General features: G+C 65.2%; 19 protein-coding genes and 1 tRNA gene. 4 read left to right on the top strand and 16 right to left on the bottom strand.

Annotated features, from left to right (window positions below; translation table 11 throughout):
• Nucleotides 1-5: 5 nt before the first annotated feature.
• Entirely contained in the window at nt 6-1082 is a 1077-nt protein-coding gene (locus IP86_RS23745) for an ABC transporter substrate-binding protein (RefSeq protein ID WP_054164905.1), read from the bottom strand.
• A gap of 400 nt (nt 1083-1482) precedes the next feature.
• Here IP86_RS23745 and IP86_RS23740 point away from each other — a divergent pair, with 400 nt between their 5' ends.
• Nucleotides 1483-2148, top strand: coding sequence for a DUF1847 domain-containing protein (locus IP86_RS23740; RefSeq protein ID WP_054164904.1), 666 nt, complete (start codon nt 1483-1485; stop codon nt 2146-2148).
• A gap of 372 nt (nt 2149-2520) precedes the next feature.
• On the opposite strand, the gene IP86_RS23735 is transcribed toward IP86_RS23740, so the two are convergent.
• The 7 genes from IP86_RS23735 to IP86_RS23705 form a co-directional block, all read right to left on the bottom strand.
• A tRNA-Pro gene (locus IP86_RS23735) sits at nt 2521-2598 on the bottom strand.
• A 94-nt stretch (nt 2599-2692) separates the two neighbouring features.
• A complete protein-coding gene (locus IP86_RS29745; protein ID WP_054164903.1) occupies nt 2693-3433 on the bottom strand; it encodes a MerR family transcriptional regulator in 741 nt (246 codons plus the stop codon).
• A 14-nt stretch (nt 3434-3447) separates the two neighbouring features.
• Nucleotides 3448-3828 (bottom strand): integration host factor subunit alpha, encoded by a 381-nt coding sequence (locus tag IP86_RS23725; protein ID WP_054164902.1) that lies wholly within the window; start codon nt 3826-3828, stop codon nt 3448-3450.
• 132 nt (nt 3829-3960) lie between these two features.
• On the bottom strand, nt 3961-4938 hold the full coding sequence (locus IP86_RS23720; protein ID WP_054164901.1) for a beta-ketoacyl-ACP synthase III: 978 nt from the start codon (nt 4936-4938) through the stop codon (nt 3961-3963).
• Nucleotides 4935-5996 carry a phosphate acyltransferase PlsX gene (plsX, locus tag IP86_RS23715; RefSeq protein WP_054164900.1) on the bottom strand — a complete coding sequence of 354 codons (1062 nt, stop codon included), beginning with the start codon at nt 5994-5996 and terminating at the stop codon, nt 4935-4937. Before plsX ends, IP86_RS23720 begins: the two co-directional genes overlap by 4 nt.
• 238 nt (nt 5997-6234) lie before the next feature.
• Nucleotides 6235-6792 (bottom strand): YceD family protein, encoded by a 558-nt coding sequence (locus IP86_RS23710; protein ID WP_054164950.1) that lies wholly within the window; start codon nt 6790-6792, stop codon nt 6235-6237.
• A gap of 16 nt (nt 6793-6808) precedes the next feature.
• Entirely contained in the window at nt 6809-7348 is a 540-nt protein-coding gene (locus IP86_RS23705) for a ubiquinol-cytochrome C chaperone family protein (RefSeq protein ID WP_054164899.1), read from the bottom strand.
• Nucleotides 7349-7446: 98 nt separating this feature from the next.
• Here IP86_RS23705 and IP86_RS23700 point away from each other — a divergent pair, with 98 nt between their 5' ends.
• Entirely contained in the window at nt 7447-7923 is a 477-nt protein-coding gene (locus tag IP86_RS23700) for an outer membrane protein assembly factor BamE (RefSeq protein WP_054164898.1), read from the top strand.
• 112 nt (nt 7924-8035) lie between these two features.
• Nucleotides 8036-9031, top strand: coding sequence for a Bug family tripartite tricarboxylate transporter substrate binding protein (locus IP86_RS23695; protein WP_054164897.1), 996 nt, complete (start codon nt 8036-8038; stop codon nt 9029-9031).
• A 219-nt stretch (nt 9032-9250) separates the two neighbouring features.
• Here the strand turns inward: IP86_RS23695 and IP86_RS23690 are convergent, their stop codons facing one another.
• From IP86_RS23690 to IP86_RS23660, 8 genes are all read right to left on the bottom strand, one after another.
• Complete coding sequence (locus IP86_RS23690; protein WP_054164896.1) at nt 9251-10120, bottom strand: alpha/beta fold hydrolase; 870 nt, start codon at nt 10118-10120, stop codon at nt 9251-9253.
• A 3-nt stretch (nt 10121-10123) separates the two neighbouring features.
• Nucleotides 10124-10279: a hypothetical protein gene (locus IP86_RS29175; RefSeq protein ID WP_197279965.1), complete on the bottom strand. Its 156-nt coding sequence runs from the start codon at nt 10277-10279 to the stop codon at nt 10124-10126.
• 251 nt (nt 10280-10530) lie between these two features.
• A complete protein-coding gene (locus IP86_RS23685; protein ID WP_054164895.1) occupies nt 10531-10773 on the bottom strand; it encodes a DUF2171 domain-containing protein in 243 nt (80 codons plus the stop codon).
• Nucleotides 10774-10894: 121 nt separating this feature from the next.
• Nucleotides 10895-11578, bottom strand: a complete 684-nt coding sequence (locus tag IP86_RS23680; RefSeq protein ID WP_054164894.1) for an HAD hydrolase-like protein — start codon at nt 11576-11578, stop codon at nt 10895-10897.
• A 9-nt stretch (nt 11579-11587) separates the two neighbouring features.
• Nucleotides 11588-12334 carry a hypothetical protein gene (locus IP86_RS23675; protein ID WP_054164893.1) on the bottom strand — a complete coding sequence of 249 codons (747 nt, stop codon included), beginning with the start codon at nt 12332-12334 and terminating at the stop codon, nt 11588-11590.
• A gap of 161 nt (nt 12335-12495) precedes the next feature.
• On the bottom strand, nt 12496-14616 hold the full coding sequence (locus tag IP86_RS23670; RefSeq protein WP_054164892.1) for a sodium-translocating pyrophosphatase: 2121 nt from the start codon (nt 14614-14616) through the stop codon (nt 12496-12498).
• A gap of 229 nt (nt 14617-14845) precedes the next feature.
• A complete protein-coding gene (gene thiL, locus IP86_RS23665; protein ID WP_502694013.1) occupies nt 14846-15841 on the bottom strand; it encodes a thiamine-phosphate kinase in 996 nt (331 codons plus the stop codon).
• Nucleotides 15842-15912: 71 nt separating this feature from the next.
• Nucleotides 15913-16848 carry a LysR family transcriptional regulator gene (locus IP86_RS23660; RefSeq protein WP_054164890.1) on the bottom strand — a complete coding sequence of 312 codons (936 nt, stop codon included), beginning with the start codon at nt 16846-16848 and terminating at the stop codon, nt 15913-15915.
• Nucleotides 16849-17014: 166 nt separating this feature from the next.
• Between IP86_RS23660 and IP86_RS23655 the strand changes: the two genes are divergently transcribed.
• Nucleotides 17015-17953 (top strand): MBL fold metallo-hydrolase, encoded by a 939-nt coding sequence (locus tag IP86_RS23655; protein WP_502694015.1) that lies wholly within the window; start codon nt 17015-17017, stop codon nt 17951-17953.
• The last annotated feature ends 126 nt before the right edge of the window (nt 17954-18079 follow it).

Raw genomic sequence — 18079 nt, 5'->3', positions numbered from 1 at the left:
GTCCCTCACACCTTGAATACGTCGGCGTAAATCTTGTCGGCGAACTTCGTCGTATCGGTCGAGGGCTTGATCACCGATACCACCTTGAGATCATCGGCGTAGAGCTTCAGCTCCTGCTTCAGATGGGCGCCGGTCGGATGATGATCGTGGGTGTGATACTTGATCAGCTCGCGCAGATCGTCTTCGGTGACGAGCTTCGGCGCGTAAGGCAGGAACGACTTCGCCGCCTTTTCCGGATTCCTCGACGAGAACTCAGCCGCGTCGAGCAGCGCCTGAGTCAACGCCCGCGCGACCTGCGGATCGTCGCGCAGCAGCGAACCGCGCAGGCCGACGATGCAGCAGCTGACATTGCGATAAATGCCGTCGAGATTGGAGCCGATCTCGCGGAATTCACCGTCCTTGAGGAAGGCGTAGGCAAGCGGATCCGACGACAGCGCCGCCTGCGCCTCGCCCTTCTCGACCGCCAGCCGCACCAGATTGCCCGGATACTGCCGCCAGTCGACATCCTTGTTCGGGTCGACGCCGGCCTTGGCGAGCTGGATCGCGAAGAAGTTCTTGCTCGGCCCGGCCTGGTCGTCGATCGCCACCACCTTGCCTTTCAGGTCGGTGACTTTCGTGATGTCCGACTTGGTCGGCGCGATCGCGCGCAGGCAGCCGCCATGCGTGCCGGCGACGATCTTGACGTCGAAACCCTGCTCCAGCGGCTTCAGCCAGCGCAGCGCCATGCCGACACCGGCGTCGCTCTTGCCGGTGGCGATGGCTTCGAGCAACTGATCAGTCGAGCCGGAGAAGTTCACCAGTTCGACGTCGAGGTTCTGTTTCTTGAAGAAGTCGTAGTCGACCGCGACCGGGACCTGCACCGAGCACACCGCGTTGGCGTTCCACGACAGCTTGAGCTTGCGCGGCGCGCCGGTCAGCGGCGTCGCCTCGCCCGCCGTTCGGCAGATCGGGGCATTCTCGAAATCGAACGGTGCCGGGCGGCCGGGAAAGGCCTGCACGCCGAGCGGCGCAATCAGCGCGCCGGCTCCGGCGCCGAGCAGAAGCGAGCGCCGGCTCAGCCGATGACCAGTGTGGTTGCTCATGGAGTCCCCTTCACATCATGATGCGGAAGCACACGCGTCGTCCCGAGCCGGCGCCGTGACCACCAGCATTGCCGCTCGGGACGACGGGCGCTCGCGGGCGCGACCGCTTCCGTTAAAGTCCGTACGCACATGATCGTGCGGTCGCGACTAATCGGTCAATGAAACGCGATTTCAAATGTCTCGCCGAACAGAGAAGATCACCGCCGCCCGCCAGCGCTTGATGAGTGAAGACGTCCGGAGCGCGAATATCATTCCATCGCGACGCATCGCAGGAGGTCAACTCACTCCCGCGCCACGCCTGCTTGCACCCGCGTGGTCCTCATCGATCGAGCGTCGAATTGCGCACGCTGCTGCTCTCGGCTAGTTCGCGATCGAACATGCCAACATCAGGATCTTAGCGATGGCCAAGCCGAAGCCCGACGTCGTTACATGCTCGGAGTGCGGGCAATACAATTGCTATCGCCACGACAAGCGCTATCCCGGCATCTGCGCCACCACCGATCTCGCTGGCGAAGAACGCGCCGAGCTGGTCGATCTCTATGCTGGCGATGGTCTCGACGGCACGCTGGCCCGGGCTGCCGCCGAGGTCGAGGGCTTGTACTATTGCAAGCTGAACCGGATCGAAGAGACCGTGGCGTTCGCCCGGCGCATCGGCGCGCAGCGGATCGGCATCGCCACCTGCATCGGCCTGATCGACGAGACCAAGATCCTGGTCGACATCCTTCGCCTCGCCGGCTTCGAGACGCGCACCGCGCTGTGCAAGGTCGGCTCGATCGACAAGACCGAAGTCGGCATTCCCGAAGAGCTCAAGATCAAATGCGGCCACGAGGCCTGCTGCAATCCGGTGCTGCAGGCGCGGCTACTCAATCGCGAGAAGACCCAGCTCAACATCATCATGGGACTCTGCGTCGGCCATGACTCGTTGTTCATCCGCCACGCCGAAGCGCCGGTGACGACGCTGGTGGTGAAGGATCGCGTGCTGAGCCACAATCCCGTCGCGGCCTTCCACACGATCAAGACCTACACTAGCCGGCTGCTCGACACGAACCGGCTTCAGGAGCTGTGAGGCGCCGGCGTGCGTGAGGATGCCGGCACGGCGATCCTGATGAACGCAGCGCCTCGGCTGCCGGCCTCCGCCTGGTCCTCAGCGGTCTCTTCGCCGCCGACATCCGGGGATTCCACAACAGCACGATCACGCGCATCCATGCACGACAGCAGACGACCGATGCCGCTTGCATTGCGGTTGCACGATTGACGCGTTCGATCGCCTGAATGAGCCGCGAGGCTGATGTTGCTGGGGACGCGGATGCCAGCCTCGCCGGCGTCGATATCGCCCCCCGCGATGGTGCGGATGCCGCCGCTGACGGCGCGACAGTTGCTCGACGCGAAGATGGTGAGCGTGCTGCGTCCGCTTATTGTTGATTCTTCGAGTAGAAAATGGTCGGAGCGAAAGGATTTGAACCTTCGACCCCTAGTCTCCCAGACTAGTGCGCTAACCGGGCTGCGCCACGCTCCGATGCCGTTTCGGCCCTGATGCTGTAGCTTCGATTGGCCCGACGCGCAAGGCGGGTGGCGTCAATTCGGCCCGCCGGGCCACCGAAACCGCCCCGTCAGCCGTCCTTCATCACAGCATCAAGCGCCTCGCGGCAGGCGATCAGATCCTGCAGCACGGCTCGCAGCGGCGCGAGGTCGACCGCCGGCCGCGCGGGAGCCGGACGCGCCTGCGGCAGGTCCAGCGGTGGCAGCTTGAGCCGAGATGGCGCCGCCGTCGGGGCCGGATGAGGATCGTCATCCTCGTCGTCGCCGGAATCGAAAGCCGGCACCTCGAAATCGTGCTCGTCGAACGCCGGCTCCGCCCGCGTCTCCGGACGAGTGTCCTGGCGCGCAGGACGTGCGGCGGGCGCCGGCGCAGGACGCAGATCCGGCTCGGCCATCGCGGCGTGCAGGTCGAGGCCCTCGTCCTCGCCCTCGTAGTCATCATCATCGAGATCGATGCCGCGGCCGAGCGCCGGCTCGTAGTCCTCTTCGGCAACGGTGCGTCCAATCGCTTCCTCGACGGCACCGAAGGTCGCGCTCGCCTCGCTGTCGGCGAGCCGCTGCACCGACTTGATGCCGTGCTCCTTGAGGATGCGCTGAACACCGCGGATGGTGTAGCCTTCGCCGTACAGCAGACGGCGGATACCCTTCAGCAGATCGACGTCGTCCGGCCGGTAGTAACGCCGGCCGCCCGATCGCTTCATCGGCTTGATTTGCGTGAAGCGCGTCTCCCAGAACCGCAGCACGTGCTGCGGAATGTCGAGCTCGTCGGCGACTTCGCTGATAGTTCGGAATGCATCCGGCGCTTTGTCCAAATGCAGTCTCCTCGTCAGGTGCCCGAGGCCGACCCGGCGGACTCGGTCTTGTCCTCAGTCGCGGTGCTCGCCGACGACGTCGACGTGCCTGCGGCGCCATTGGCGTTGATACGCTGCTTGAGGATCGCCGACGGTTTGAACACCATCACTCGGCGCGGCGAGATCGGCACCTCGGTGCCGGTCTTGGGATTGCGCCCGATCCGCTGTCCCTTCTGCCGTACCAGAAACGAGCCGAACGACGACAGCTTCACCGTCTCGCCCTTCTCCAGGCAGTCGGTGATCTCCTTCAACACCAGTTCGACAAATGCCGACGATTCCGTGCGCGACAATCCCACCTTCTGGTAGACGGCCTCACATAGATCGACACGTGTAACTGTTCTTCCGGTCCCGGTCATCGCCCGCCCCGCCTCACGGCGAAATGAAAAATCCGTGCTGAAACTAAGGGTTTAACAATCGGCGGTCAACCTCCGCCAACATTCAGAATAACACGGAACGCGATGGAAATGCTGTTAAATTTGTACGCGCAACTACCAGCGCAGCAGCGCGGCGCCCCAGGTGAAGCCGCCGCCCATCGCTTCGAGCAGCACCAGATGGCCCTTCTGGATGCGTCCGTCGGCCACCGCCGTGGCCAGCGCCAGCGGAATCGAAGCCGCCGAAGTGTTGCCATGGCGGTCCACGGTCATCACCACCTTCTGCGGTGCAATATGAAGTTTCTGCGCTGATGCATCGATGATGCGCTTGTTAGCCTGGTGCGGCACGAACCAGTCGACATTGTCGGCGCTGGTGCCGCTGGCATTGAACGCATCGACGATCACCCCGGTGATCATGCCGACGGCGTGCTTGAAGACCTCGCGCCCCTCCATCCGCAGATGGCCGGTCGTTTGCGTCGTCGATGGTCCGCCATCGACGTAGAGCTTGTGCTTGTGCGCACCATCGGAGCGCAGATGCGTGGTCAGCACGCCGCGGTCCGCAGAGGTGCCCCACCCGGTTTGCGCTTCGAGCACGATCGCGCCCGCGCCGTCGCCGAACAGCACGCAGGTTCCGCGGTCATTCCAGTCGAGGATGCGGGAGAAGGTCTCGGCGCCGATCACCAGCGCGCGCTTGGCAGAGCCGGCGCGCAGGAAGTTATCAGCCGTCGCCACGGCAAACACGAAGCCCGAGCACACCGCCTGGATGTCGAACGCGGCGCCGTGGTGAATGCCGAGCGCGGCCTGCACTTGGGTGGCCGTCGCCGGAAAGGTGTGGTCGGGCGTCGACGTCGCCAGCACGATCAGGTCGATCGACTGCGCGTCGATGCCGGCATTGGCGAGCGCCGCCTGCGCCGCCTTGGTGGCCAGATGCGAGGTGTATTCGCCCTCGGCGGCGATGTGGCGCTCCCGGATGCCGGTGCGCTGCACGATCCACTCGTCGGAGGTGTCGACCTTCGCGGCCAGTTCGGCGTTGGTGAGGACCCGCTCCGGAAGATAGGCCCCGCAGCCCAGCACAACCGAACGTACCACAGTCACGAGACAGCCTCCTGCGCGGGCGGCGTCGAGACCAGCGCGCCAGCTTCACGATTGAGCGTTTGATTGATCTTGGTCAGGAGATCGTAGCGGACCATGTCATAACCAACATCGACCGCATAGGCAAAGCCGTCCGCGCTGGTTCCGCCGTGGCTTTTGACCACGATTCCGTTAAGACCCAGGAAGACGCCGCCGTTGGACTTGTTGGGGTCCATCTTCTCCTTGAGCGCCTTGAAGGCGTCGCGGGCGAACAGATAGCCGATCTTCGACCGCCAGGTCCGGGACATCGCCGCGCGCAAATATTCGCTGAGCTGGCGAGCGGTTCCTTCCGCGGCCTTGAGCGCGATGTTGCCGGAGAATCCCTCCGACACGATGACGTCGGCGGCTCCCTTGCCGATGCCGTCGCCCTCGACGAAGCCGATGAATTCGAACCGCCGCGAATCCATCGCGCGTAGCAGCTCGGCGGCCTCGCGGATTTCCTCGCCGCCCTTGATCTCTTCGACGCCGATGTTGAGCAGGCCGACGGTCGGGCGCTCGAGATCGAACAGCACGCTGGCCATCGCGGCACCCATCACGGCCAGCGCCTTGAGGTGGTGAGCGTCGCCACCGATCGTGGCGCCGAGATCGAGCACCACCGAATCGCCACGCATCGTCGGCCAGGTCGCGGCGATCGCCGGGCGGTCGATTCCCGGCAGCGTGCGCAGACAGAATCGCGCCATCGCCATCAGCGCGCCGGTGTTGCCGGCCGACACCGCGACGTCGGCCTCGCCCTTCTTCACTGCCTCGATCGCCTGCCACATCGACGATTTGTAGCGCCCGCGCCGCAGCGCCACGCTCGGCTTGTCGTGCATCGCCACCGCGACGTCGGTGTGGATGACGCGCGCAGCCTTTCGGAGCGCGGGATGTGCGGCCAGCTCTTTCTCGATCGCGGCGCTGTCACCGAACAGCAGGAATTCCGCATCGGGATGTCGACCGAGCGCGATCGCGGCTCCTGGCACCACGACCGATGGACCGAAATCACCACCCATGGCGTCCAGTGCGATTCGAACCTTCTGGGGCATGCCGTTCCGGAAACCCGTTCGCTTGCGGCCTGAAGCGCTTGGCCGCGCTTTGGAAATGCCCTCAGGCACGAGATGCCCAGGCAGTTGGGCGTGCAGCGCCGCACGCCTGATCGGGCCGGACAATAGCCGTTCCCGGCTCCGATACAACATCTTGACCGGGCAGATTTAAGTCGCATTCCGGCACGCGGAGAACACCGCCGCGGACACAATCCGGCGGCCCCAGTCCCACGACCGTGCGCTAATCGCCTTTCGGTTTGCGCGCCGGCTTGCCGGTCGCCTTCAGCGCGCCGAGCGCAGCGAACGGGTGCTCCTGCGGATCGCCGGTCTCGACGATCGGCTCGAACACCGCGTCGGGCTTGCGGGGATACGGGTCGATGGCGAGAAACAGCGCATCGGCCGCGACCCTGCCGAGATCGATCGAGCCACGGTCGATGGCCTCTGGCGGATCGCCGGGATCGGGCTCGCCGTCGTCGTCGACGGTCTCGCTCAATTCGCGAATCTGCTCCGGCGGTACGAACATCAGATCGATCGCCTCGTCGATCGTACTGTCGATCGGATCGAGCGTCACCACGCAGACCTGCCCGACCGTCGCCTGCACCCGCCCGGTGACATGCACGCGCCCGCCGCTGAGCGGGACCAGGTCGAAGCTGGCTTTCGCCGAGCTGACGTCGCGCAGTTCGCCGAGCGTTGCCAGCGCGGCGCGCACCGGCTCGTCCGCCTCGATCTGCCGATGCAGACCGGTGTCGGGAATCTGCATCACCACCACCGGCTCGCGCCAGGGATTGTCGCCGCTCATATCGCTGTCCTTCGTCTCAGGCGGCGGCCGGCGCGGCAAACCGCAACTCGCCGCCACGCAATCTGGAGGGCTCGATGCCATCCAGCGTGTCGATCGTCTGCCGGACATAGGAGGCCAGCCGGCGCGCATTTTCAATATCGGCGCCGTCGAGAACGTTCCGGTTGAGCGCGATCGCCAGCGCCTCGTCGCCTTCGGTCATCGCCAGGTCGTAGGCCGCCGAGCGGCCGTAAAACGCTTCGCCGAACGCCTGCATCCGCTTCGGGACCGACAGGTCGCCGACCCCGAGCTCGCGCAGATTGGCGTCGAGATCGCTGCAGAAATAGTCGAACAGCGCCTGGGCGAAGGTCGAGGCGTCCTGAATCGCGCGAATCCGTCGCAGCACCAGCCAGAGATGGACAACGATCATCTCGAATCGACCGTTGACCGTGTCGGCGACGCCGTAATGCTGGTAAAACGCCGGTTCTCGCGCCTGCGCCACGATCATGCCATAGATCGCCTCGATGGTGCCGCGCGACGGCGTCCGGGGCGGACGGAAGTGGTTGAACGGCCAGATCATTGCGGGTTCCTGACGCGGGCCCTTCGGGATTGCAATCCGAATGCCTGCCCGGTACGTCAACGCCTTGCGCGATGCAAGGGGATGGAGCCTGCTTTCGGATGAGACATTCGATCGAACGAAGCCGTCGCGGCGGCCTGCGCGCGGCGGTCCGTCGTGGCCTCGGTCCGGCGCTGGCGCTGGGACTGCTCGGCGCCGGCCTGTCGGCCTGCACCTCGGAGCAATTCCAGAAGGGCTACATCCTGCCGGCCGGCGCGCTCGAGCAGATTCCCATCGGCGCCAGCCAGGACCAGGTGCTGATCGTGATGGGCACCCCCTCCACCGTCGCCACGCTGAACGGTGAAGTGTTCTACTACATTTCGCAGCGCTCCGAGCGACCGGTCGCGTTCATGCCGCAGAAGGTGGTCGATCAGCGCGTCATCGCGATCTATTTCGACCAGAACCGCCAGGTCCGCCGCATCGCCAATTACGGCCTGCAGGACGGCAAGATCTTCGACTTCATCAGCCGCACCACGCCGACCTCCGGCCAGGAGATGAGCTATCTGGCGCCGCTGTTCAGGCTGATCAGCTTCCGCTGACGGCGCCGGTTGCCCGACGGACCATGCGCGAGCGCCGCGACCGGGCGGCGCTTGCCGGTGCACGCTTCCGCCTCTACGCTTCCTGAAAATACAAACTCAGGGAGCCAACGCCGTGACCCACCTCTCGCGCCGCCGTCTACTCGGCGGAGCCGCCGCGCTGTCCGCCGCCGCCATCCTGCCCCGCCGCGCGCTCGGCGACTGGCGCCCTACCGAAACCATCCGGATCATCGTGCCCGCCTCGGCCGGCGGCTCGACCGACGTCATGGGCCGGCTGCTCGGCCAGCAATTGCAGGCGTCGTGGGGCCAATCGATCGTGGTGGAGAATCGCTCCGGCGGCGGCGGCACGATCGGCACGGCGGAGGCGGCGCGGCAGAAAGGTGACGGCCACACCATCCTGGTCGGCAATCCCGGGCCGAACGCGATCGCCTACAGCATTTTCAAGAACCTCAGCTACAAGCCCGATCAGTTGCTGCCGGTGTCCAACATGATCCGGATCCCCAACATCGTGGCGGCGCATCCGACGACCGGCCTGAAGTCGATTCCCGAACTGATCGCCTTCCTCAAGGCCAACCCCGACAAGCTCACCTACGGATCGTCGGGCGTCGGCCAGAGCCCGCATCTCACCGGCGCCTGGTTCTTGCAGCTTACCGGGCTGAAGATGACGCACGTGCCGTTCCGCGGCGCCGGCCCCGCGCTGCAGGCCGCGCTCGCCGGCGACATCCAGGTGCTGTTCGACAATCTCTATCCCAGCCTGCCCCAGGTGCAGGACGGCAAGCTGACCGGCCTCGCCGTCACCGCGGCCGAGCGCAGTGATCAGGCCCCGCAGCTCCCGACCGTGCGCGAAAGCGCGCCGGAGCTCGACAAGTTCGACGTGTCGTCCTGGTTCGGCGTCTTCCTGCCGAAGGGAGCCTCGCCCGAAATCGTCACGGCGCTTAACCAGCAGATCAGGCTGGTGCTCGCCCGCGACGACGTCAAAAAGAACATCGCCGCCATGGGCGCCCGCGCCGACTACGGCACGCCGCAACAATTCCAGCAGTTCGTCGAAGCCGAAACCGCCAAGTTCAAGGGCATCATCGACCGCGAGGGATTGCAGATGGAGGTGAAGTAGCCGGGGTGAGTTCGACGAACGCGATGCTCGGCGTTGCCCGCAACGGGCAAGCTCCGCGTGCCGTCATTGTGAGGAGCACCCGGATCGGCGCTTCGCGCCTCCGAGCACAGGCTCCGCGACGAAGCAATCCAGCTCAGTGCACGAAGCCTCTGGATTGCTTCGCTACGCTCACAATGACGGGGTCCAACTCGCGAATCTGAGCGTGCAACAGCCTCGGCTTCACGCCAGCCGTTTCGCCCGCGCCCATTCCGCAATCAGCTCGTTCACCCGGTCCGGCGCGTCCTGCTGCACCCAATGCGAGACGCCGGGCAGCGTGCGCAGGGTGAAGTCGGCGACGTACTGTTCATTGCCGCGGGTCAGCGCGATGCCGAGCGCGAGATCGTCCTCGCCCCAGATCATCAAGGTCGGCACCGCCAACTTCGCATGCGTGCCGGCGCCGCGCTCTAGCACCGGGAAGTTGGCCCGGTAGTAATTGATCATCGCGGTCGCCGCGCCTGGCGCGATCGCGTTGCGGCGATAAATCTCGATCTGCGCGTCGGTGATCTTGTCGCTGTGCTGGCGAAACATCTGCGCGAGCGGCTTGCCGAGTTCGCGCGTCATCAGCCATTCCGGCAGCCACGGCAACTGGAAGAACGCCACGTACCAGGACTTGCGCTTCTGCGCCCAGCCGTCCGCCAGCACCCGGGCGAACACGTCGGGATGCGGCGCGTTGAGGATGACCAGCCCGTCGAGCGCGACCTTGCCGCGCAGGGCCGTCTGCCACGCGATCACCCCGCCCCAATCATGCCCGATCAGGATCCTGCGCCGGCCGCCGAGCGCCGCGAACAATGCGGCGACGTCGTCGGTGAGATGATCGAGGTGATAAGCCGCTTTCCCGGTCGGCCGCGACGAGCCGCCATAGCCGCGCAGATCCGGCGCCACCGCATGCCAACCGAGCCCGGCCAGAAACGGCAGCTGCCGCGCCCACGACTGCCGCGCTTCAGGAAAGCCGTGCAACAGCAGCGCCATGGTGTCGCCCTCGCCGGCTTCATCGATGGCGAAGCTGAGGCCGTTGGCGGCAAGCGTCGTGGTGCGGATCGCGGCCGTCATCGCTCAGCCCGTTTTGTTCATCTTCTTGATCTTGGCGTCTGTGGTCTCGATCGAACTCGCCAGCTCCAAAATCGCCTTCGACAACAGCTCGATCGCCTCCTTCTGATCCTGCGCTTTGGCGGCGCGCAGCGCGTAGTTCTTGGCGGATGACAGCGACATTGGAGGCTCCTTACAGACGTTTCGCGCCGGTTGGCTGGCCATGCCTCAAGCACGGCCTCATCCCGAGGCGTCCGGCTTCGCTTGCCGAGCGAGACCGGACGCCTCGAAGGACGAGCCACACATCCACGGTTCGTGCCGCCGCGCAAGGGCGTGCCGCGTCCCGTGGCCCGGCTTCGAAATGACAAACCCCGCGGCTTTGGCCGCGGGGCTTTGATGGCGTATCGGCCTTGCCGGCCACAAACAACCGCCGCCTACTTCTCCTGCTCCATCGACACCGCCACATTGGCATTGGCCGACAGCCGCACCTTGTCACCTTCAACCTCGGCCACCAGGCCGCCGTCGATGAAGTGATGATGGCCCTTGTGGCTACCCTCGCCGCTGTCCTTCTTGGTCAGCTTGATGCGGTCGCCCTCGACCTTGTCGACGGTGCCGACATGTACGCCGTCGGCGCCGATGACTTCCATGTGCTCTTTGATTCCGCTCACGCCGCTCATCTGATCATCCTCTCGAAAGTTGGCCACCGCTAACGCGCCGGGTTCCGAGAGGTTCAATTGCGGCCGCCCACGTGCCATTCACCACGTGGTGGAGGCGGTTGCTTCGGACGCGCGATCCGACTCAGCAGGCCGCAGCGGCGGTCCTGGTGCTGAGCACCACGGACTGATCAATGAAGAGGTGACAGAATTCCTTGACCGAATCGACCAGATAATCGCAGCCAGCGGACCTCAGTTCTTCCCGAGTCCCGTAGCCCCAGGCCACGCCGACAGCGATGACACCGTTGGCTTTGGCGCCTTCGATATCGTAACGTCGGTCTCCGACCATCACAGCATCTTCTGGCGAAACGCCTGCCTCGTCCAGCGCGCGCCTCACCAGGTCGGTCTTGGTGTCCAACTCTTCGAGTCCCGCGCCGACAACGTCGGTCACGAGATCGGCGAAGCCGAGATCGCGGACCACGCGCTCGGCATAGGACTGCGGCTTAGAGGTGACGACCCAGACCGGAATGACCTTGCTACTGAGCGCCTGCAGCATCTCCCGCACTCCAGGATAAGCCTCGTTCTGACGGATACCGTGCGCTTCGTAGTAGTCGCGGAAAGCATCGATGCCGGCGGCGATCTCGTTCGATCTGATCTCCGGCTTCAAGGTACGGAACATCTCGGGGAGCGGCGTGCCGAGGAAGAGATCAAGTTCTGCCTCAGCGAGCGGCGCGACGCCGATCGCCGTGAGCGCAGCGCGAAATGAGTCGTGCAACCCCTCCCGCGAGTTCGTCAGCGTGCCGTCGAGGTCGAAGAAAAATGCTTTCATTGCATTGGCCTAGGCGTGCTTGTTGAACTTAGATACGACCTCCGGCGTGAACCAGCCCCGCGGTGCGGGTGTCGGATCCTTGTCGGTTCCGGCCAGTACGGCTGCCATCATGCTAGCCATCTTTTCGGTGTGACGACAGTAGTTCTTGCGTGCGGCTGAAATGAGAACCCAGCTCGCGCCAGCGTAGAAGCCGACGATCACAATGGCACGAGTCGGTGCATGTGACCCGATCAAATAGCCGCAAAATGCCGCGGAAAAGATCGTTATCGACAACCAAAGGTTCATCTGAAATTCCAAATGAAACCAATATTGCTCGCGAACATACCCGATCGTGTTGACGCCGACCCTGTGCAGCAGCAGTTGCTCCGGGTCGATACTGTCCCTGAAAGCGCCAGCATGTGAAGCATCGATGCAATTGATTGCAGACCAGCATCTGGCCCGCAGCAAGGCAGATAACTCATCGTAGAGTTCGAACAACGGCTCTTTGGTCATGCGCATGGGTTTGCGCACCAGACGATCGTTAATTCCCATGAAGACCAAGATATTCGACCCGAGCCCGAGCAGGATTGAGAGTGGCACCGCTAACACGGTCGCGAGCGTCTGGTTGTTGGCGGCGATGACGTAGTTGCCCCATGATGGCCAACCGAACCAAGGCGCGAGTTGTGTTTCCCCGAGAACAATGGCAGCCAGCCAAACAAACCCAGGGAGAAATGTCTTGATAAGCGCGCCGAAGGTGAATGCGCCGAATACATTCATAGAATGCTCCTACATCGAAAAAACTTGGTCGATCTGCCCACTGAAATATGGGCCGGACTTATCGGCAATAACTTAGTCTATCGCGGGTGGGCACCGCAGACCAAACAAAAACCCCGCGGCTCGCACCGCGGGGCTTCATTCAGACCAGCTTCTCCGCCGCGTCAGTGCGCCAGGATCGCCAGCAGCAAGAGCGCGACGATGTTGGTGATCTTGATCATCGGGTTCACGGCGGGGCCCGCCGTGTCCTTGTAGGGATCGCCGACGGTGTCGCCGGTCACCGCCGCCTTGTGGGCGTCGGAGCCCTTGCCGCCGTGGTGGCCGTCCTCGATGTACTTCTTGGCATTGTCCCAGGCGCCGCCGCCCGAGGTCATCGAGATCGCGACGAACAGTCCGGTGACGATGACGCCGAGCAGCATCGCGCCGACCGCCGAGAACGCCGCCGACTTGCCGGCCGCTCCGCCGCCCGCGATCGCGTAGATCACGAAGTACACCACGATGGGCGACAGCACCGGCAGCAGTGACGGGATGATCATCTCCTTGATCGCCGCCTTGGTCAGCAGGTCGACGGCACGGCCGTAGTCCGGCTTGTCGGTACCCTGCATGATACCCGGCTTCTCGCGGAACTGGCGGCGCACTTCCTCGACGATCGCGCCGGCGGCGCGGCCGACCGCGGTCATGCCCATCGCGCCGAACAGATACGGCAACAGGCCGCCGAACAACAGGCCAACCACGACGTAGGGGTTGTTCAGCGAGAAGTCCGGCGCGACGCCGACGAAGTATGGCGACTTCTGCGCAATGAAGAATTTGAGATCTTCATTGTAGGCCGCGAACAGCACCAGCGCGCCGAGACCGGCGGAGCCGATCGCATAGCCCTTGGTGACCGCCTTGGTGGTGTTGCCGACGGCGTCGAGCGCGTCGGTCGACTTGCGGACTTCCTTCGGCAGGCCGGCCATTTCGGCGATGCCGCCGGCGTTGTCGGTGACCGGACCGAAGGCGTCGAGCGCCACGATCATGCCGGCGAGCGACAGCATCGTGGTGGTGGCGATCGCAATGCCGAACAGACCCGCGAGGCTGTAGGTCACCAGGATGCCGGCGATGATCACCAGCGCCGGCAGCGCGGTGGCTTCCATCGAGATGGCGAGGCCCTGGATGACGTTGGTGCCGTGACCGGTGACGGAGGCCTGGGCGATCGACTTCACCGGCCGATAGTCGGTGCCGGTGTAGTATTCGGTGATCCAGATGATCAGGCCGGTGACGGCGAGACCGACCACGCCGCACAGGAACAGCGACAGGCCGCTGTAGCTGACGCCGGGAAGCTGCCCGAAGCCGACCAGCGCGAAGATCACCGCGCCGACGCCGACCAGCGACAGCGCGCCGGTGGCGATCAGGCCCTTGTACAGCGCGCCCATGATCGACTGCGAGGCGCCGAGCTTGACGAAGAAGGTGCCGGCGATCGAGGTCAGGATGCAGATGCCGCCGATGGCCAGCGGCAGCGTCATCACGCTTTGCAGCTGTTCCGGCGTGGCCGATCCGAAGAAGATCGCGGCCAGCACCATGGTGGCGACCGCGGTCACCGCATAGGTTTCGAACAGGTCGGCCGCCATGCCGGCGCAGTCACCGACATTGTCGCCGACGTTGTCGGCGATCGTCGCAGGGTTGCGCGGATCGTCTTCCGGGATGCCGGCCTCGACCTTGCCGACGAGGTCGCCGCCGACATCCGCACCCTTCGTGAAGATGCCGCCGCCGAGACGGGCGAAGATCGAGATCAGCGAGGCGCCGAAGCCGAGCGCCACCAGCGCGTCGATCACGGTGCGGTCGCGCGGCGCAAGCCCGGCGAAGTGGATCAGGTAGATGAAGTACAAGGTGACGCCGAGCAGCGCGAGACCGGCGACGAGAAGACCGGTGATCGCGCCGGCCTTGAACGCGAGTTCGAGGCCGCCAGCGAGCGAGGTGGTCGCCGCCTGGGCGGTGCGGACGTTGGCGCGGACCGACACGTTCATGCCGATGAAGCCGGCGGCGCCGGACAGGATCGCACCGATCGCGAAACCGATCGCCACCAGGATGCCCAGGAAGTAAGCGAGCAGCGCGAAGATGACGATGCCGACGATGCCGATCGTCATGTACTGCCGCTTCAGATAGGCCTGCGCGCCTTCGCGCACCGCGCCCGCGATTTCCTGCATCCGCGCGTTGCCCTGATCGGCCGCGAGCACCGACGAGGTCGCCCAGATAGCGTATACGATCGAAAGCGCTCCGCAGAGCACGATCACCCACAATGCTGTCATTCCCTGATGCCTCAGTCCCGAGTTTCACCCCCGTGCCTGCATCGCGGGAGCGATGCGGGCGCGCAACAAGATGGCCTGCCCTCTTCCCGGGGCAGCCTCAAATCGGGGCGAACCTTGCCGCAATCACGGGTGCTCCGCAATCGCTGCGAAGGGACTAACGTGGGCTTTTCCCGCAGCCTCGGACCAATTCCAGATGATCCTGAGGCCGGCGATTACCTGTCACTAAGCATCAGAAATGACTGTAAGACAAAGCTGTCAGCGAGACTTCACAACCATTCGCATCGAGCCATCGCGGTGCAGCAGTTCCGTCTGCTGCAGTGCCGATCACCGCAGCCGGAACTGCTGATCGCTGCGCCGCAGCAAGAAATGCGTCGAGCTGATCCGCCGCGATGCCGCAAAGTAGTTCGTAATCATCGCCACCGCTGAGAATGCGTTGCAGTGCAGCAGCACCGTTGCCGATCATTGTACGCGCCGCGGATGACAGCGGGACGGCAGCGGCCTCGAGCGTGGCGGTGACGCCGGACGCGGCGCACATCTTGGCAAGGTCGCCGGCGAGGCCGTCGGAGATATCCATCGCGGCCCGAGCGTGCCGACGCACCGTCTCGGCGAGTGCCGAGCGGGGCTGCGGCTCGCGGTAGCGCCCGATCAAGAAGTCGCGATCCCGCGCGGTGGTCGCCGTCGTTCGCCCGAGCAGCAGATCGAGCCCCAGCGCGGCATCGCCGATCGTGCCCGTGACCACGATGGTGTCGCCCGGCCGCAGCGCATCGCGCCGGACCATCGCGCCGGCCGGCACGCGGCCGAGTGCAGTGACCGAGATCATCATCGGCCCCGGGGTCGAGACGGTGTCGCCGCCGAGCAACGGACAGCCATAGGCAGCGGCGTCCTGACCGAGCGCCTCGGCAAAGGGGGCAAGGAACGACTCGTCGGCGTTGCGCAGCGCCAGCGTCAGCAGGAAGCCGGCCGGCGTCGCCCCCTTGGCGGCGAGATCGGACAGATTGACCCGCAGCGCCTTGCGGGCGATCGCCGCCGGCGGATCATCGGGCAGATAATGCACGCCCTCGACAATCGCGTCGGTGGTCAGCACCAGATCGCTGCCGGATGCCGCCAGCACCGCCGCATCATCCACCAGCCCCCGCGCCCCCGGATCGGTCGCCAGCGGCTTGAAGTAACGGGCGATCAGATCGTCTTCACCGGACATGTTCACCGTAGGCATTGGGATCGGCATGGCTCGCCGATCGGGCTGTCTCAATCATCAGAGAAGCCAGAACCGCCGCGAACGCAAGTCGTGCGGCCGGTTTAGGTCGTCTCCTCCAACCGGACGGCCCTCAGGATCTGCCGCCGCAGCCAGGCGTGATCGGGCTCGGCGTGAACCCGCTCGTGCCAAACCATGCGATAGCCGAAGTTCGGCAACTCGAGCGGCGGCTCGACCACGCGCAGCCTGCTGTCATCGGAAAAATTCTCAGCGGCGCGGCGCGGAATCGTCAGCACCAGATCCGAACTCGCCGCTACCAGCGCCGCCGTCGCGAAATACGGGATCCGCACGGCGATGTGTCGCGACCGGCCGATCAGCGCGAGGGCATTGTCCACCGTGCCCGGGCCGCCACCAACGATCGACACCAGGATGTGCGAGGCCGCGACGTAGTCCGCCAGCGTGAGGCGGCCCCGCTCCGCACCGCCCAGCGCCGGATGGCCGGCGCGCAGCAGGCAAGCGAACGTCTCGCGAAACAGATCGCGGGTGTGCAGATGCGGCGGCACGGGATTATCGCTGTACAGTGCCAAGTCGACATTGGTCTCGCCGAGATCCTTGAAGGTCTGGCCGCCGACCGGAACGATCTCGACACTCGCCTTTGGCGCCTCGGCCCCGATCAGGCCGGCGAGCCGCGGCAAGATCACGGTTGCGCCGTAGTCGGTGGTGGCGATCCTGAACACCCGCTCGGAGCGCGCCGGATCAAACGCAGGCCGCGCCGCCAGCACGTCGGCGACACCGGCGAGCGCCTTCTGCACCGGCTCGAGCAACTGGCTGCCGCGCGCCGTCGGCCGCATCACGGTGCCGGCTTTGACCAGCAAGGCGTCGCCGAACAGTTCGCGCAGCCTGGCGAGCGCCCGGCTCACCGCGGGCTGACTCATCCCGCTCTGCTGCGCGGTCTTAGTGACGCTGCGCGTCTCCAGAAGGGTCCGCAGCACCACCAGCAGATTGAGATCGACGCCGTAGAGGTTCTCGTCGGACGGCAAGCTCGGTCCCCGCTCGCGTTATTCGCCAGAAGGAAAACGATTATTCGCAAGCTCCGCCTTCTGCAAGACGGGTGCCGGCTTACATCCAGCCGGCTGCATTGCCGATGCCGGGCGAAGAAAGAAAAGGACCCGCATGACCAAATTCGCGATCAGCCGACGGCGCCTGATGCTGGCGGCTGCGGCCGGCCCGGCGCTGCAGATCAGCGGCGCCACCTGCGCCAAGGCGCCGCCGATGGTCCGCAACGCCGCCGCCTATCGCTTCCATGTCGGTGACATCCAGGCGACCGTGCTGAGCGACGGCCTGCTCAGCGGTCCGCCCAGCGTCTATGCCAACGACGCACCCGAGGCCGAACTACGCGACGTGCTGCGACAGGCGTTCCTGCCGACCGATACGATGACGCTCAACCTCAACACCCTGCTGATCGAGACCGGCGGCCGTCGCATCCTGATCGAAGCCGGCGCTGCGCAGACGATGGGCCCGAACGGCGGCCGGTTATTTGCGAACCTTGCGGCGATCGGGCTGCAACCCGACGACATCGACACCGTGGTGATCTCGCACACTCATCCCGATCATGTCGGCAATCTGTGCAACGCCGAGGGCGGCAAGGCCTTTCCGCGCGCGACCGTCTATGTGCCGGAAGCCGACTGGGAGTTCTTCGTCCGCGGCGAGCCCGACCTATCGTATTTGCCCGTCAGCGACGAATTTCGCCGCCGCTTCGCCGCGGCGGTCAAGCGCAGCGTCGAGCCGGTCGCGTCCGATGTCGTGCTGTACCGCGCCGGCGCCGAGATCGTGCCGGGCCTCGCGACGCTGCCGGCGGTCGGCCATACGCCCGGCATGGCGGCGTTCCTGGTGCACTCCGGATCGGACGAGCTCCTGCTCACCGCCGACCTCGCTTACCACCCGATCATCAACGTTGATCGGCCGTGGCGACCGGGTCCCGACCGCGATCAGGAGACCGCGTTGCAGTCCCGCCGCCGAATCTTCGACCGCGCCGCAGCCGACAAGCTACTGGTGCTGGGCTTTCACTACCCGTTTCCAGGCCTCGGCCGAATGCTGAAAACCGAAGCTGGCTACGCCTGGGTGCCGGCGAACTGGCAGTTTTGATGCGCTGGCTCCCGTATGTTGAGGCGACCCATCCGCGAGGCACAGCGGGCTCCCTCGCCCCGCTCTTGCGGGGAGAGGGTCGGGGTGAGGGGCGACGCGGGCAGTGACTCTCGGCGTTGCGGAGGC

It is taken from the genome of Rhodopseudomonas sp. AAP120 (assembly GCF_001295845.1).
Lineage (GTDB): Bacteria > Pseudomonadota > Alphaproteobacteria > Rhizobiales > Xanthobacteraceae > Rhodopseudomonas.
The sequence above is the reverse complement of the archived record's forward strand: the minus strand, read 5'-3'. Positions and strand labels throughout refer to the sequence as shown.